This is a genomic window from Streptomyces sp. NPDC037410, from assembly GCF_055602235.1.
Genome location: NZ_JBVJWR010000007.1, coordinates 194,501 through 209,118, shown reverse-complemented (window position 1 = coordinate 209,118; position 14,618 = coordinate 194,501). Strand labels below are relative to the sequence as shown.

The following is a 14,618-nucleotide window of genomic DNA, read 5'->3' as shown; positions in this document are numbered from 1 at the left end:
ATATCCTGCCCCCTTCGCCCCGGTTCCGGTAGTCCTCCGTGATCTTTCACACGAGGGCGTCCCCTGTGAGCCGATGGGCGAGTGCGGTAAAGCGCCTGCCCGCCGAGACCGTACGGACCGCCTGGGCGATCGCCCGGCGGGAGCCGACCAGGACGACCAGCTTCCGGGCCCGGGTCACGGCCGTGTAGAGCAGGTTCCGCTGGAGCATCATCCAGGCGCTCATGGTGACCGGAATCACCACCGCCGGATACTCGCTGCCCTGCGAGCGGTGGATGGTGACCGCGTACGCATGGGCGAGTTCGTCCAGCTCGTCGAAGTCGTACGGCACCTCCTCGTCCTCATCGGTCCGCACGGTCAGCCGCTGCTCGACGGTGTCCAGTGCCGTGACGACGCCGACCGTACCGTTGAAGACCCCGTTGGCCCCCTTCTCATAGTTGTTCCGAATCTGGGTCACCTTGTCACCGACACGGAAGACCCGCCCGCCGAACCGCTTCTCCGGCAGGTCCGGCCGGGCCGGGGTGATGGCCTGCTGGAGCAGGCCGTTCAGCGAGCCGGCGCCCGCCGGGCCCCGGTGCATCGGGGCGAGCACCTGGACGTCCCGGCGCGGGTCCAGGCCGAACTTGGCCGGAACCCTCCGGGCCGCGACGTCGACGGCGACCCGGGCGGCGTCCTCGGTCTCCTCCTCGACGAAGAGGAAGAAGTCCGGCAGCCCCTGGGTGACGGGCGGGGTGCCGGCGTTGATCCGGTGCGCGTTCATCACCACCCCGGACTCCTTGGCCTGCCGGAAGATCCGGGTGAGCCGCACGGACGGTACGGGGCTGCCGGGCGCGAGCAGATCGCCGAGGACCTCACCCGCCCCGACCGACGGCAGCTGGTCGACATCCCCCACGAGCAGCAGATGCGCACCCGGCGCCACGGCCTTGACCAGCTTGTTGGCAAGGAGCAGATCGAGCATCGAGGCCTCGTCGACGACGATCAGGTCCGCGTCGAGGGGCCGGTCCCGGTCGTACGCGGCGTCCCCGCCCGGCTTCAGCTCAAGCAGCCGGTGCACGGTGGACGCCTCGGCACCGGTCAGCTCGGCGAGCCGCTTGGCGGCGCGCCCGGTGGGCGCGGCGAGCACCACCTTGGCCTTCTTCGCCCGAGCCAGCTCGACGATCGACCGAACGGTGAACGACTTCCCACAACCGGGCCCGCCGGTCAGGACCGCGACCTTACGGGTGAGAGCGAGCCGCACGGCCTCCTCCTGCTCGGGCGCGAGCGACGCCCCCGTCCGGTCGGCGAGCCAGGCGAGCGCCTTGTCCCAGGCCACCTCCCGGAAGCCCGGCATCCGGTCGTCCTCGGCCCGCAGCAGCCGCCGGAGCTGCCCGGCGAGGGACAACTCGGCGCGATGGAAGGGAATCAGGTAGACAGCGGTGACGGGCACCCCCTCGGGCCCCGGCACGGTCTCCCGTACGACCCCCTCGGGATCGAGAGCAAGCTCACCGAGACACTCGATGACGAGCCCGGTATCGACCTGCAGCAGCTTCACGGCATCCGAGATGAGCCGCTCCTCGGGCAGGAAGCAGTGCCCCTGGTCACTGGACTGCGACAAGGCGTACTGCAGACCGGCCTTCACCCGATCGGGGCTGTCGTGCGGGATGCCGACGGCCTGGGCGATCTTGTCGGCGGTGAGGAACCCGATGCCCCACACGTCAGCGGCAAGCCGATAAGGCTGGTTCTTCACAACGGAGATGGAAGCGTCCCCGTACTTCTTGTAGATCCGCACGGCGATGGAGGTGGACACCCCGACCCCCTGGAGGAAGACCATCACCTCCTTGATCGCCTTCTGCTCCTCCCAGGCGGCGGTGATGTTCTTCGTCCGCTTGGGCCCGAGCCCCGGGACCTCGATCAGCCGGCCGGGCTCCTCCTCGAGGATGTCGAGGGTGTCGAGCCCGAAGTGCGTCGTGATCCGGTCGGCGAAGACGGGCCCGATGCCCTTGACGAGCCCGGACCCGAGATAGCGCCGGATGCCCTGGATGGTGGCGGGCAGCACGGTCGTGTAGTTGTCGACGGTGAACTGCTTCCCGTACTGCGGATGCGACCCCCACCGCCCCTCCATCCGCAGCGACTCCCCCGGCTGAGCCCCGAGCAACGCCCCGACGACGGTGAGCAGCTCCCCACCCCCACGCCCGGTGTCGACCCGCGCGACGGTGTACCCGCTCTCCTCGTTGGCGTACGTGATCCTCTCAAGCACCCCCTCGACGACGGCGGGGCGGTGCGGCTGACCCTCGTTGGACATGCCTCGACCGTAGCGAAGGGCACCGACAGTGCGGGCGGGCCTGTGGCAACTCCCGTGCTGGGGTGCCACTCCTGAGCTACGATGTGGGAAGCGTGGGCCTTCGTCCCACATAACACGCATGGAGGCTGATCATGAGTGTGACCAACGTGGACGTGGACGACGACGTGCTCGCCGAGGCCGCGAAACTGCTCGGTACGACCACGAAGAAGGACACGATCAACACAGCGCTGGAAGAGGTCATAAAGCGTCACCGCCGCCGGGCGGCCTTCCAGCGTCTCGCGGAGCGCGGAGCGCGAGGGGAACTGGAGCCCCTTCGCCGGGCCTGGGAAGCCCGTAAGGCCGCCCAGCACGGCGGAGATGCCGGGTGATCACGTACCTCATCGACACCAGCGCATACATCCACCTCAGCACTGATCCCCTGGCGCAACGCCGCTGGGACGCCGAGATCGATACGGGTGCCGTCGGCATGTGCGAGGCCACCAGGGCGGAGGTTCTTTTCATGGCCACCGGCCCGGATGACCGCGAGGAGACCGACGAGGAACTCACCGCCCTGTTCGCGCCGGTACGCGTGCCCAAGGACGCGTGGCGATGGGTCGAGACCGCCCAGTACAAGCTGACCCAGAAGGGCCAACACCGCGCGGCGGGCGTCGTCGACCTCCTTCTCTGCGCCACGGCGGTCCACCACGGGCTGACCATCCTGCACAGGGACCACGACTTCGCCACGGTCGCCCGCGTCCTCAAAGAGGTCGAACAGCAGGACGTGCGGAACCTGGGCGGGTGAACACTCCCCCGTCCAGGGCTCGTCAGACCTCCAGGAACGCCTCCAGCGTCTCCTCCAGGACCTCCGCGCCGTCCCTCGACCACAGGTCGTCGTTGAAGAGTTCCACCTCGATCGGGCCCGTGTAGCCGGCCTGCTCCAGCAGGGTGGTCCAGGACGCGAAGTCGATCGCTCCCGTGCCCAGTTGGCCGCGGCCGTTGAGGACGCCGGCCGGGAGGGGGGTCGTCCAGTCGGCGAGCTGGAAGGAGTGGATGCGGCCCGCCGCGCCCGCGCGGGCCACCGCCGCCGGGGCGCGGTCGTCCCACCAGAGGTGGTACGTGTCGACGGTGACGCCGACCTGGGAGGCGGGGAAGCGCTCCGCGATCTCCAGGGCCTGGTCGAGGGTCGAGACCGCGCACCGGTCGGAGGCGTACATCGGGTGCAGGGGCTCGATCGCGAGGCGGACTCCGCGTTCGCCCGCGTAGGGGGCGAGGGTGCCGATCGCCTCGGTGATGCGGGCGCGGGCGGACAGCAGGTCCGGGCAGGACGGAGTGAGGCCGCCCGAGACCAGGACCAGCGTGTCCGTGCCGAGCGTCACCGCCTCGTCGATCGCCGCCCGGTTGTCCGCCTCCCAGCCGTCGCCGGTGAAGAAGCCGCCCCGGCAGAGGGTGGTGACGGTCAGGCCCGCGTCCCGCACCAGGGCGGCCGCCGCCTCGACCCCGTACTCCTGAACCGGTTCGCGCCACAGGCCCACGCCCGGGACGGCGAGCCGTACGCACTCCCGCACGAGGTCGGGGAGGGCCAGCTGCTTCACCGTCATCTGGTTGAGGGAGAAGCGGTCGAGGTTCACTGGGCGACTCCGTACACCGTGAGGAGCGAGCGCATCCGGGACTCCGCGCGGGCCGGGTCCGGGAACAGGCCCAGGCCGTCGGCACGTTCGTACGCGCGGGCGAGGTGCGGGAGCGAGCGGGCGGACTGCAGGCCTCCGACCATCGTGAAGTGGTCCTGGTGGCCGGCCAGCCACGCGAGGAACACCACGCCCGTCTTGTAGAAGCGGGTGGGGGGCGCGAAGAGGTGGCGGGAGAGGTCGACCGTCGGGTCGAGCGTCTTGCGGAAGGCCGCCACGTCCCCCGTGTCCAGGAGCCGCACCGCCTCCGCCGCCAGTGGGGCCAGCGGGTCGAAGATGCCGAGCAGGGCGTGGCTGAAGCCCTGTTCGTCGCCCGCGATCAGCTCCGGGTAGTGGAAGTCGTCGCCCGTGTAGCAGCGGACGCCCTCCGGGAGGCGGCGGCGCAGGCCGATCTCGCGCCCGGCGTCGAGGAGGGAGACCTTGATGCCGTCGACCTTGTCGGGGTGGGCCGCGATCACGTCGAGGAAGGTCTCGGTGGCCGTGTCCAGGTCGGGCGAGCCCCAGTAGCCCTCAAGGGCCGGGTCGAACATCGGGCCCAGCCAGTGCAGGATCACCGGCTCGCTCGCCTGCCGGAGCAGGTGGCCGTAGAGGTCGAGGTAGTCCTCGGGGCCGGTCGCCGCGGCGGCGAGGGCGCGGGAGGCCATGAGGATGGCCTGCGCGCCCGACTCCTCGACGACCGCGAGCTGTTCCTCGTACGCCGCGCGGATCTCGGGGAGGGTGGCCGGGCCCGTCAGCTGGTCCGTGCCCACGCCGCAGGCGATGCGGCCGCCGACGCCACGGGCCTCCGCCGCGGAGCGGCGGATCAGCTCCGCCGCGCCCGCCCAGTCGAGGCCCATCCCGCGCTGGGCGGTGTCCATGGCCTCGGCGACCCCGAGGCCGTGGGACCAGAGGTGGCGGCGGAAGGCGAGGGTGGCGTCCCAGTCGACGGCGGCCGGGGAGTCGGGGGTCGTGTCGGCGTACGGGTCGGCGACGACGTGCGCGGCGGCGAAGACCGTACGGGAGGTCAGGGAGCCGGTCGCGGTGAGCGCGAGGGGTTCGGTGCGGGGGGTGTACGCGCGCGTGCCGCCGCCCGGGACGGGGAGGTGAAGCGTCACAGGGTCACCTCAGGGACGTCCAGGCGGCGGCCCTCGGCGGCGGACTTCAGGCCCAGTTCGGCGAGCTGGACGCCGCGGGCGCCGGCGAGGAGGTCCCAGTGGTACGGCTCGTCGAGGACGACGTGCCGGAGGAACAGCTCCCACTGGGCCTTGAAGCCGTTGTCGAACTCGGCGTTGTCGGGGACCTCCTGCCACTGCTCGCGGAAGGCCTCGGTGGCGGGGATGTCCGGGTTCCACACCGGCTTCGGGGTCGCCGAGCGGTGCTGGACGCGGCAGTTGCGGAGTCCGGCGACGGCGGAGCCCTCCGTGCCGTCGACCTGGAACTCGACGAGCTCGTCGCGGTGCACGCGGACCGTCCAGGAGGAGTTGATCTGGGCGATGGCGCCGCCCTCCAGCTGGAAGATGCCGTACGCCGCGTCGTCGGCGGTGGCCTCGTACGGCTTGCCCTGCTCGTCCCAGCGGCGCGGGACGTGGGTGGCGACCGCGGCGGTGACGGAGGTGACCCGGCCGAAGAGCTCGTGGAGCACGTACTCCCAGTGCGGGAACATGTCGACGACGATGCCGCCGCCGTCCTCCGCGCGGTAGTTCCAGCTGGGGCGCTGGGCGTCCTGCCAGTCGCCCTCGAAGACCCAGTAGCCGAACTCGCCGCGCACGGACAGGATCTCGCCGAAGAAGCCGCCGTCGATGAGACGCTTGAGCTTGAGCAGGCCGGGGAGGAAGAGCTTGTCCTGGACGACGCCGTGCTTCACTCCCTTCTCGGTGGCCAGGCGGGCGAGTTCGAGGGCGCCGGCCAGGTCCCCGGCGGTGGGCTTCTCGGTGTAGACGTGCTTGTCGGCGGCGATGGCCCTGGTGAGGGCGTCGACGCGGGCGGAGGTGACCTGGGCGTCGAAGTAGATGTCGATGCTGTCGTCGGCGAGGACGGCGTCGAGGTCGGTGGACCACTCGGTGAGGCCGTGGCGCTCGGCGAGGGCGCGGAGGGCGGGCTCGCGGCGGCCGACGAGGACGGGCTCGGGCCAGAGGGTCTCGCCGTTGCCGAGGTCGAGGCCGCCCTGTTCGCGCAGGGCGAGGATCGAGCGGACGAGGTGCTGGCGGTGGCCCATGCGCCCGGTGACGCCGTTCATGGCGATGCGGACTGTCCTGCGTGTCACGAAGGTTCCTCTCCCCGGTGCTCGGCGCCCCCTGGAAAGAAAGCGCTTTCTATCGGGGAGGACGCTAGCCTGCCGACATCGCCGCCGACAAGGGCCCTGGAGGTACGCAGGCGATGACCGTCACCCTGGAGGTACGCACGCGATGACCGTCACCCTGGCGGACGTGGCCGCCCGCGCACGGGTCTCCCCCGCCACCGTCTCCCGCGTCCTGAACGGCAACTACCCGGTCGCCGCGTCGACCCGGGAGCGGGTGCTGCGCGCCGTCGACGAGCTGGACTACGTCCTCAACGGCCCCGCGAGCGCCCTCGCCGCCGCCACCTCCGACCTGGTCGGCGTCCTCGTCCACGACATCGCCGACCCGTTCTTCGGGATCATGGCGAGCGCGGCGCAGAGCGCGATCGGGGAGAGCGCCACGGGGCGCGGCGGCGGCGAGAAGCTCGCCGTCGTCTGCAACACCGGCGGCTCCCCCGAGCGCGAGCTGACCTACCTCACCCTGCTCCAGCGGCAGCGGGCCGCGGCCGTGATCCTCATGGGCGGCGCCCTGGAGGACCCGGAGCACCTCGCGGCGACGGCGGCCAAACTCACCAAGCTGTCCGAGGCCGGGACCCGGGTCGTGCTGTGCGGGCGCCCGCCGGTGCCGGGCGACGCGAGCGCGGCGGCCCTCGTCTTCGACAACCGGACCGGCGGGCGGCAGCTCACCGAACACCTCCTCGGCCTCGGCCACCGGCGGATCGGCTACGTGGCGGGCCCGGCCGACCGCACCACCACCCGGCACCGCCTGGAGGGCCACCGGGAGGCCCTCTCCGCGGCCGGGGTCGCCGAGGGCCCGACGGTCCACGGGCCGTACGACCGGGCCTCCGGACACGAGGCGACGGCCGAGCTCCTCGCCCGCGACCCGCACCTCACCGCGGTCGTCGCGGCCAACGACACGGTGGCCCTGGGCGTCTGCGCGGCCCTGCGGGAACGCGGCCTCTCCGTCCCCGGCGACGTCTCGGTCGCGGGCTTCGACGACCTCCCCTTCTCGGCGGACGCGGTCCCGTCCCTCACGACGGTCCGCCTCCCCCTCCACGAGGCGGGGGTACGGGCGGGCCGCCTGGCGATGTCTGCGACGGAGCCACCGGCGGACGGCGTGGAGACGGTGCCGGGGGAGCTGGTGGTACGGGGGTCGACGGGGGCGCCGCGGGGGTAGCTGCCCGCTATCGTAGGAAGTGACGGCATACGGAGGCCCGCATGACGACGATAGAGATGGACGTCCGCAGCGCCTGGGACGCGCTAGGGGACGCCAATCTGCCTGGCGGCTATCGCGTGGAGATCACGGACGGGAAGATCATCATGACGCCGCAGGGCGAGAGCCAGTCCGACGTCCTCGTGGAGTGCGTGCCCCCGATCAAGAAGCAGCTCGCCGGTCACGGCAAGCTGCTCATGGACGTCATGATCGATTTCCCCTCCAGCTTGTACGGATACGCTCCCGATCTGGCCATCATCGCCCCCGGCTCCGAACGCAACGGCCGCGGACGATTCCAGTGGCACCACCTGGAAGCGGTCATCGAGGTCATCTCGAAGAGCACGCGCGACAACGACTTCACGAAGAAGTTCCGGATGTACGCCGAGTGCGCGATCCCGCTCTACGTGATCATCGATCCCTCGGACCACACGTGCACCGTCCACAGCAGCCCCACCCGCACGGGCACCTACGCGGAGCAGGAGACGATCCCCTTCGGCGAGGACCTCGTGCTGCCCCTCGAAGGGCGCGAGATCGTCGTGAAGACCGACGGTTTCCCGCGCGCGGAGAGCTGATCCCCCTTTCAAGGGCTGCGTCCGCAGGGCGACGGGCACGCGGGGATTCGGAGCGCTGCCGGGCGGCGCGGCTCGGCCTCTCGGTGGAGGGCCTGCTCGGGGACGTCAGCGAGCGCTACGAGCCGGCCGAGGCCTTCGCGTTCGCGTCGGTCTGAGCGCCGGCCTGAACGTCGGTCTGAGCGCTGACCTCCCCGGAAGGCGCCGGCGCCCTCGTCCCCGGCGTCTCGACCGCCCGCCGCCGGAAGGACGTCAGCGCCACGCCCCCGACGAGCAGCGCGGCCGCGCACCAGCGGAGGGGGCTCACGCCCTCGTCCAGGAACAGCGCCGCCGAGGACATGCCGAAGACGGGGACGAGGAGGGAGAAGGGGGCGACGGAGGAGGCGGGGTGGCGGCGGAGGAGCCAGCCCCAGGCGCCGAAGCCGAAGACCGTGGTGATCCAGGCGACGTAGACGATGACGCCGACGCCCGTCCAGTCGAGCCCGCGCAGGGCCGCGAGGTCACGTTCGGGGCCCTCCAGGAGGAGGGAGAGGGCGAGGAGTGGCAGGACCGGCACGGTGCTGACCCAGACCATGAAGTTGAGCGCGTCGGGCGGGGCGGCCTTGCGGGTCAGGACGTTGGAGACGCCCCAGCAGGCCGCCGCGGCGATCACCAGGGCGAAGCCCGCGAGCGGGCCCGAGCCGCCCTCGTCGACGGCGGCGACGCCGATCCCGGCGAGGGCGACGGCCATCCCGGCGAGCTTGACGCGCCCGGGGCGTTCGCCGAGGGCGGCGAAGGCGAAGAGGGCGGTGAAGACGGCCTGGACCTGCAGGACGAGGGAGGAGAGTCCGGCGGGGGCGCCGAGGTCCATGCCGGTGAAGAGCAGTCCGAACTTGGCCACGCCGAGCACGAGCCCGACGCCCACGATCCTTCCCCAAGCTCTCCACTCCGTTCGAGCAGGGGAGACCCCATCCCGGTCAACCTTCGGGCGCCCGACGAAGAACACCGCCGGCAGGGCGGCGACGAGGAAGCGGAGGGCGGAGAAGAGCAACGGCGGGAAGTGGTCGAGGCCGATCTCGATGACGACGAAGTTGACCCCCCAGACGGCGGCGACCAGGGCGGCGAGGGCGATGTGGGCGGGGGCGAGCCGGTCCGGGCCGGGACCGGCCGGGGCAGTGGGTGCGGGGCGCATGCCGTCGAGCATGGCCGCCCGAACCATGTAGCACCAGCACGGATTCCTACATGGTTGGATGAAGCATCCCTACATCCACGCCCGCTACCGAGGAGCCGCTCGTGCTGGATCTCGGCCGTCTTCGCGCCCTGCACGCCGTCGCCGTCCACGGCAGTGTCGGTGCCGCCGCCACCGCCCTCGGCTACACCCCGTCCGCGGTCTCGCAGCAGATCGCGAAGCTGGAGCGGGAGACCCGTACGACCCTGGTCGAACGCAGCGGGCGCGGCATCCGGCTCACCGACGACGCCCACCAACTCGCCACCACCGCCCGCCAGTTGCTGGCGCTCGTCGAGGAGGCCGAGGTACGGCTCGAAGAGCGGCGCGGCCGGCCCGCCGGGCGGCTCGCGATCGGCTGCTTCGCGAGCGCGGCGCGCGGGCTGATGCCACGGGCGCTCGCCGAGCTCGCCCGGCTCCATCCCGAGCTCGACGCCCGGCTCTCGGAGGTGGACCCGCACCTCTCGGTCGACCTGGTGGCGCGGGGCGTGATCGACCTGGCGGTGGCGCACGACTGGGACATCGCGCCGCTGCCGACGCCGCCGGGGGTCGAGCAGGTGGTCATCGGCGACGACCGGTGCGACATCCTCGTCCACCGGGACCATCCGCTGGCGGCGCGGGATGCGGTGCGGCGGGAGGAGCTGGCGGCGGAGCGGTGGATCTCCCAGCCGCCGGGGACGGTCTGCCACGACTGGCTCATGCGGACGCTGCGGGCGACGGGGTACGAGCCGCTGATCGTCCATCAGGCGGAGGAGAACCACACGCAGGTGGCCCTGGTGGCGGCCGGTCTCGGCATCGCCCTGGTCCCGCGCCTGGGGCGCGGGGCGCTGCCGCCCGAGGTGGTGCCGGTGCGGCTCGATCCGGTGCCGACGCGCCGGCTGCACGCCATGTGGCGGACGGGTGCGGCGCGGCGCCCGGCGATCCGGGAGACGGTCCGTACGCTCCAGGAGCTCTGGCCCTCGATCGCCTCAGCCGACTGAGGCCGTGCGCGGACGATTCCTGCGCGGATCCTTGACCTGGCAGTTACTTTCGGGCTATCCGTGACACCTTGGAAGTTTCCTTCACCACGCACGGCCGGAAGGAGCATCAGTGCACCACCGCGCCCCCGCCCCCTCCCGACGCACCCTCCTCACGGTGACCGCCGCAGCCGCCGCGGCGGCCGTCACCGGCGCCCTCGCCCCCGCGGCCCAGGCCGCATCCGACGACCTCGCGCTCCAGCGGATCATCGACCGGATGTCGCTGGAGGAGAAGGTCGGCCAGCTGTTCGTCATGCGGGTCCACGGCCACTCCGCCACCGCCCCCGACCAGGCCGACATCGACGCCAACCTCGCGGAGATCGGCGTCCGCACCGCCGCCGAGCTGGTCGAGCGCTACCACGTGGGCGGGGTCATCTACTTCACCTGGGCCCACAACACCCGCGACCCACAGCAGATCGCCGACCTCTCCAACGGCATCCAGCAGGCCGCGCTCGCCCAGCCCACCCCGGTCCCGGTGCTCATCTCCACCGACCAGGAGCACGGCATCGTCTGCCGGGTCGGCAAGCCCGCGACCCTGCTGCCCGGGGCGATGGCCCTCGGCGCCGGCGGTTCGCACGCGGACGCCCGTAAGGCCGCGCAGATCGCGGGCGAGGAGCTCGCCGCCGTCGGCATCCGGCAGAACTACGCCCCCGTCGCCGACGTGAACGTCAACCCGGCCAACCCCGTCATCGGCGTCCGCTCGTTCGGCTCCGACCCGCAGGCCGTCGCCGGACTCGTCGCCGCGCAGGTGAAGGGCTACCAGCGGGCCGGGGTCGCCGCCACCTCCAAGCACTTCCCGGGCCACGGCGACACCGCCGTCGACAGCCACTTCGGACTGCCGACCATCACCCACACCCGGGAGCAGTGGGCGGAGCTCGACGCGCCGCCGTTCCGGGCGGCGATCGACGCCGGCATCGACTCGATCATGACCGCGCACATCGTGGTCCCCGCGCTCGACCCGAGCGAGGACCCGGCGACGCTCTCCCGGCCCATCCTCACCGGCATCCTGCGCGAACAGCTCGGCTACGACGGCGTGGTGGTCACCGACTCGCTCGGCATGGAGGGCGTACGCACCAAGTACGGCGACGAACGCGTCCCCGTCCTCGCCCTGAAGGCCGGGGTCGACCAGCTCCTCAACCCGCCGAAGCTCGACGTCGCCTGGAACGCGGTCCTGGCGGCGGTCAGGGCGGGCGAGCTGACGGAGGCCCGGCTCGACGAATCGATCCTGCGGATCCTGCGGCTCAAGGCGAAGCTCGGCCTCTTCCGGCAGGCGTACGCGACCCGGGCGGGCGTCGAGCGGGTCGTCGGCTCCGAGGAGCACCTCGCCCATGCCGACCGGATCGCCGAGGCGACGACGACACTGCTCCTCAACGAGGACGGCTTCCTGCCGCTGAGCGCCACCTCGCACCGCTCGGTCCTCGTCGTCGGCGCCGACCCGGCGTCCCCGTCCGGTACGACGGGCCCGCCGACGACGACGCTCGCGAACGCCCTGACGGAGCTGGGCTTCAGCGCGACGGCGCTCTCGACCGGGATCACGCCGACGGCCGCGAAGATCGAGGAGGCGGTTTCGGCGGCGGCCGGCAAGGACGTGGTGCTCGTCGGCACGTACAACGTCTCCGCGACCGGTCCGCAGCGGACGCTCGTCGCGCGGCTCGTCGCGACGGGGGTGCCGGTGGTGACGGTCGCGATCCGGAACCCGTACGACGTGGCGCGGCTCGCCGGCCACCGGGCTTCTCTCGCGACCTACTCCTGGACGGACGTCGAACTCCGCGCGGCGGTCCGCGTCCTGGCGGGCCGGGCGGCGGCACGGGGCCGCCTCCCGGTCCCGATCCCCGACGCGGACGACCCTACGAAGGTCCTGCATCCGGTGGGGTACGGCTTGTCGTACTGACGGGGGCGCGTGGGCGGCGCCGTCCCGCATGGGCCCACGCCCTTGCGGGGCGGCACCGCCCGCAGCAGCGCTACGGGCGCAGGCCGTGTTCCCGGGTCGCGTCCTCGTCGACCGCCGCGTCCAGCCGCGCGTCGAAGCGCGCGAGGGGCTGCGCCGTCGGTGCCTGCACGCCCGCCCACGCCAGGATCCGCGCCGTCGCGTTGTCGCGCTCCGACGGGACCAGGCCCGCGACGTTCGCGCCGTGGTTCATTCCCGGCGCCACGTAGACGTAGGAGTCGCGCGCGCCCTTGTCGACGTGGAACTTCTCCGAGCCCCACGGGTCGTTGCCGCCGTAGACGAAGAGCATGTGGTGCGCGTTCTTGCGGACCCAGTCGTCGACGTCCCGCATGACCCACGGCTTGAACTTCATGGGGATGGAGCTCGGCACGAAGCTGCGGGACGGCTGGTAGCCGTAGCGGGTCACGCCGTTCAGGTGCGGCTGCTTGATGACGGGCGAGCCGAGCTCGGTCGCCGCCTGGTAGTAGTACGGCGTGTAGTACTCCAGCCCCTGGTCGGTGTAGGCGGACCAGCCGGAGTACGCGTCGATCGTGTCGTACACGGCGTCGTCGCTCGCGGTCGCCGCGTCCGGGATCTGGTCGCAGACGTCCTGGCCGTAGTACTGCCAGAAGCCCCACACGAAGTCGAGGACGACGGCCTCGTACGCCTTGTCGAGCGAGCCGAGCGTGTTGAAGGTGGCGCCCTCGGACTCGGCCCAGGCCTTGTACTTCTTCTCCAGCGGCTCGCGCCGGACGAGGGCCTCGCGCTGGAGGTTGTTCAGGCGGTCGCGGCAGTCCTTCGTGCCGACGGTCTCGAAGAACCGGTCGTAGGCCGAGTCCTCCTTGTCGACCACGTCGTTCGGGGCCACGTACGCGACGACGCCGTCCATGTCGCGCGGGTAGAAGCGCTCGTAGTACGTGGCGGTCATGCCGCCCTTGGAGGCTCCGGTGGCCAGCCACTTCTGGCCGTAGATCGACTTCAGCGCCGTGTAGATGCGGTGCTGGTCGCTGGCCGCCTGCCAGATGTCCAGCTTCGACCAGTCGGCCGGCGCCGGGCGGGACGGCGTGAAGAAGCGGTACTCCATGGAGACCTGGTTGCCGTCGACGATCCGCGTCGGCTCGGTCCGGCTCGGCGTGGTGGAGAGGCCGTAGCCGCTGGTGCGGAAGACGGTGGGGCGGCTCGTGTCCTTGTGGAGGATCGAGATCCGCTGCTGGAACGTGCCCGCCCAGGGGCGCTTGTGGTCGATCGGCTGCTCGTAGTTGAGGACGAAGTAGCGGTAGCCCGCGTACGGCTTCTCCTCGATCAGGCTCATCCCGGGGATCGCCAGGATGCGGTCCTTGATGTCGGTGCTCGTGCTCGGCGAGTCGACGACGGTCGTGCTGCCGGTCTCCGGGTCCGCGGCGGTAGCCACACCGGTCGACCCGACGGTGCCTATGAGCACCGAAAGCGACAGCGCCCATCTCAGCGACTTGCGCATTCACCCTCCCCTTGGTTCACAACGGTGTCGCGAACCTAGCGGGGCAACGTGCGGACCGCCAGACCCAGTTGATCCTTACTCTTGGACTTTCCTGTACATCAGCACAGGATCCAGCCCGTCGCCGTCCCCCGGCCCGCCACCGAACCGGTCGCCCGGACGCAGCGGTTGAGCGCGTAGACGGTCAGGGGACCGGCCTGCCGGTCGAACCGGCCGGCCCGGACGACGGGGCGGGCGCCGCGCGGCTGGAGCGTGACGGACATCGGGCGGCGGGGTCCCGGCCGTTTGGCGACGGTGACGGCGCAGACGTACTGCCGGGTCCGGTAGAGGCGCAGCTCGCCGGTGGAGAAGGCGATGGTCCGGGTGGGGCGGCCCTGGCAGACGGAGGCGGCGTCGGCGGTCGCGCCCCCCGACCCGGGCCCGGGGAGGAGGAGCAGCGCGAGGGCGGCCAGGAGCGGGACGAGCATGCGGGCGAGGATCCGGGGCGTGCCGGTGTCCGTGGTCATGCGTTCCCCTCCCGGGCGAGTCGTCGTACGGCCGTACGACGCACGAGGCCTGGGAATGGTTGCCTCCGGGTGTACGCGTCAGCCGAAGACCGTCATGACGAGCACCAGGAACACGCACTCCGCGCCGAGCTGGGTCCAGACCGCGGCCCGGCGGACGGTGGCGCGGTCCGCGGCCTGGGCGATCACGAAGGCCACGCCCGCGAGGACCAGGCTCACGACGTACGGATAGCCCGGGGTGGAGCCGCAGCCCTCCCCGTACCCGACGCAGCGGGCCGCGTTCTCCGCGGCGAGGGCGACGATGCCGGCGAGCACGGCCGCCGGGATGAAGAGCCCGGCCCCGATCAGGGACCACTTCCGCAGGCGCCGGGCTTCCACGTCGGACGCGGAGGGAACGGCGGGCGAGGCGGTGGCGCCGGGGCGGGGGTCGTGGCTCATGTCGCTCATGTCACCGATTCAAGCCCACGGGACGGCGACGGGGGATCCGCCGGCGTACTCACCCGGCGGACCCCCCGT

At 71.9% G+C, this 14,618-nt stretch carries 14 protein-coding genes; 6 read left to right on the top strand and 8 right to left on the bottom strand.

Annotated elements, in window-relative coordinates; translation table 11 throughout:
* Positions 1–46 precede the first annotated feature (46 nt).
* A complete protein-coding gene (gene recD2, locus ACZ7HT_RS14255; RefSeq protein ID WP_471164541.1) occupies positions 47–2,278 on the bottom strand; it encodes an SF1B family DNA helicase RecD2 in 2,232 nt (743 codons plus the stop codon).
* Positions 2,279–2,409: 131 nt separating this feature from the next.
* Here recD2 and ACZ7HT_RS14250 point away from each other — a divergent pair, with 131 nt between their 5' ends.
* Both ACZ7HT_RS14250 and ACZ7HT_RS14245 read left to right on the top strand, forming a co-directional pair.
* Positions 2,410–2,646, top strand: a complete 237-nt coding sequence (locus ACZ7HT_RS14250) for a type II toxin-antitoxin system VapB family antitoxin (RefSeq protein WP_362104460.1) — start codon at positions 2,410–2,412, stop codon at positions 2,644–2,646.
* A complete protein-coding gene (locus tag ACZ7HT_RS14245; protein WP_471164538.1) occupies positions 2,643–3,059 on the top strand; it encodes a PIN domain-containing protein in 417 nt (138 codons plus the stop codon). Before ACZ7HT_RS14250 ends, ACZ7HT_RS14245 begins: the two co-directional genes overlap by 4 nt.
* Positions 3,060–3,081: 22 nt before the next feature.
* Here ACZ7HT_RS14245 and ACZ7HT_RS14240 read toward each other — a convergent pair whose 3' ends face one another.
* From ACZ7HT_RS14240 to ACZ7HT_RS14230, 3 genes are read right to left on the bottom strand one after another with little or no spacing between them, the layout of a single operon-like run.
* Positions 3,082–3,855, bottom strand: coding sequence for a sugar phosphate isomerase/epimerase family protein (locus tag ACZ7HT_RS14240; protein ID WP_471164854.1), 774 nt, complete (start codon positions 3,853–3,855; stop codon positions 3,082–3,084).
* A 26-nt stretch (positions 3,856–3,881) separates the two neighbouring features.
* Positions 3,882–5,036 (bottom strand): dihydrodipicolinate synthase family protein, encoded by a 1,155-nt coding sequence (locus ACZ7HT_RS14235; protein WP_471164535.1) that lies wholly within the window; start codon positions 5,034–5,036, stop codon positions 3,882–3,884.
* Positions 5,033–6,184, bottom strand: coding sequence for a Gfo/Idh/MocA family protein (locus ACZ7HT_RS14230; RefSeq protein WP_471164533.1), 1,152 nt, complete (start codon positions 6,182–6,184; stop codon positions 5,033–5,035). The genes ACZ7HT_RS14235 and ACZ7HT_RS14230 overlap by 4 nt, the downstream gene beginning before the upstream one ends.
* 142 nt (positions 6,185–6,326) lie before the next feature.
* Between ACZ7HT_RS14230 and ACZ7HT_RS14225 the strand changes: the two genes are divergently transcribed.
* Both ACZ7HT_RS14225 and ACZ7HT_RS14220 read left to right on the top strand, forming a co-directional pair.
* Complete coding sequence (locus ACZ7HT_RS14225; protein ID WP_471164529.1) at positions 6,327–7,373, top strand: LacI family DNA-binding transcriptional regulator; 1,047 nt, start codon at positions 6,327–6,329, stop codon at positions 7,371–7,373.
* A gap of 41 nt (positions 7,374–7,414) precedes the next feature.
* A complete protein-coding gene (locus tag ACZ7HT_RS14220; RefSeq protein WP_471164526.1) occupies positions 7,415–7,981 on the top strand; it encodes a Uma2 family endonuclease in 567 nt (188 codons plus the stop codon).
* A 115-nt stretch (positions 7,982–8,096) separates the two neighbouring features.
* Here ACZ7HT_RS14220 and ACZ7HT_RS14215 read toward each other — a convergent pair whose 3' ends face one another.
* Positions 8,097–9,149, bottom strand: coding sequence for an EamA family transporter (locus ACZ7HT_RS14215; RefSeq protein WP_471164523.1), 1,053 nt, complete (start codon positions 9,147–9,149; stop codon positions 8,097–8,099).
* Between the two features lie 101 nt (positions 9,150–9,250).
* Here ACZ7HT_RS14215 and ACZ7HT_RS14210 point away from each other — a divergent pair, with 101 nt between their 5' ends.
* Positions 9,251–10,162, top strand: coding sequence for a LysR family transcriptional regulator (locus tag ACZ7HT_RS14210; protein WP_471164521.1), 912 nt, complete (start codon positions 9,251–9,253; stop codon positions 10,160–10,162).
* A 109-nt stretch (positions 10,163–10,271) separates the two neighbouring features.
* The gene (locus ACZ7HT_RS14205) at positions 10,272–12,089 is read left to right on the top strand and encodes a glycoside hydrolase family 3 protein (protein ID WP_471164516.1); all 1,818 of its coding nucleotides are present in this window, start codon (positions 10,272–10,274) and stop codon (positions 12,087–12,089) included.
* A 70-nt stretch (positions 12,090–12,159) separates the two neighbouring features.
* Here the strand turns inward: ACZ7HT_RS14205 and ACZ7HT_RS14200 are convergent, their stop codons facing one another.
* From ACZ7HT_RS14200 to ACZ7HT_RS14190, 3 genes are all read right to left on the bottom strand, one after another.
* Positions 12,160–13,602, bottom strand: a complete 1,443-nt coding sequence (locus ACZ7HT_RS14200) for an aminopeptidase (protein WP_471164514.1) — start codon at positions 13,600–13,602, stop codon at positions 12,160–12,162.
* Between the two features lie 98 nt (positions 13,603–13,700).
* Entirely contained in the window at positions 13,701–14,105 is a 405-nt protein-coding gene (locus ACZ7HT_RS14195; RefSeq protein ID WP_471164511.1) for a hypothetical protein, read from the bottom strand.
* A 78-nt stretch (positions 14,106–14,183) separates the two neighbouring features.
* Complete coding sequence (locus tag ACZ7HT_RS14190) at positions 14,184–14,549, bottom strand: hypothetical protein (protein ID WP_471164508.1); 366 nt, start codon at positions 14,547–14,549, stop codon at positions 14,184–14,186.
* Positions 14,550–14,618: the final 69 nt, after the last annotated feature.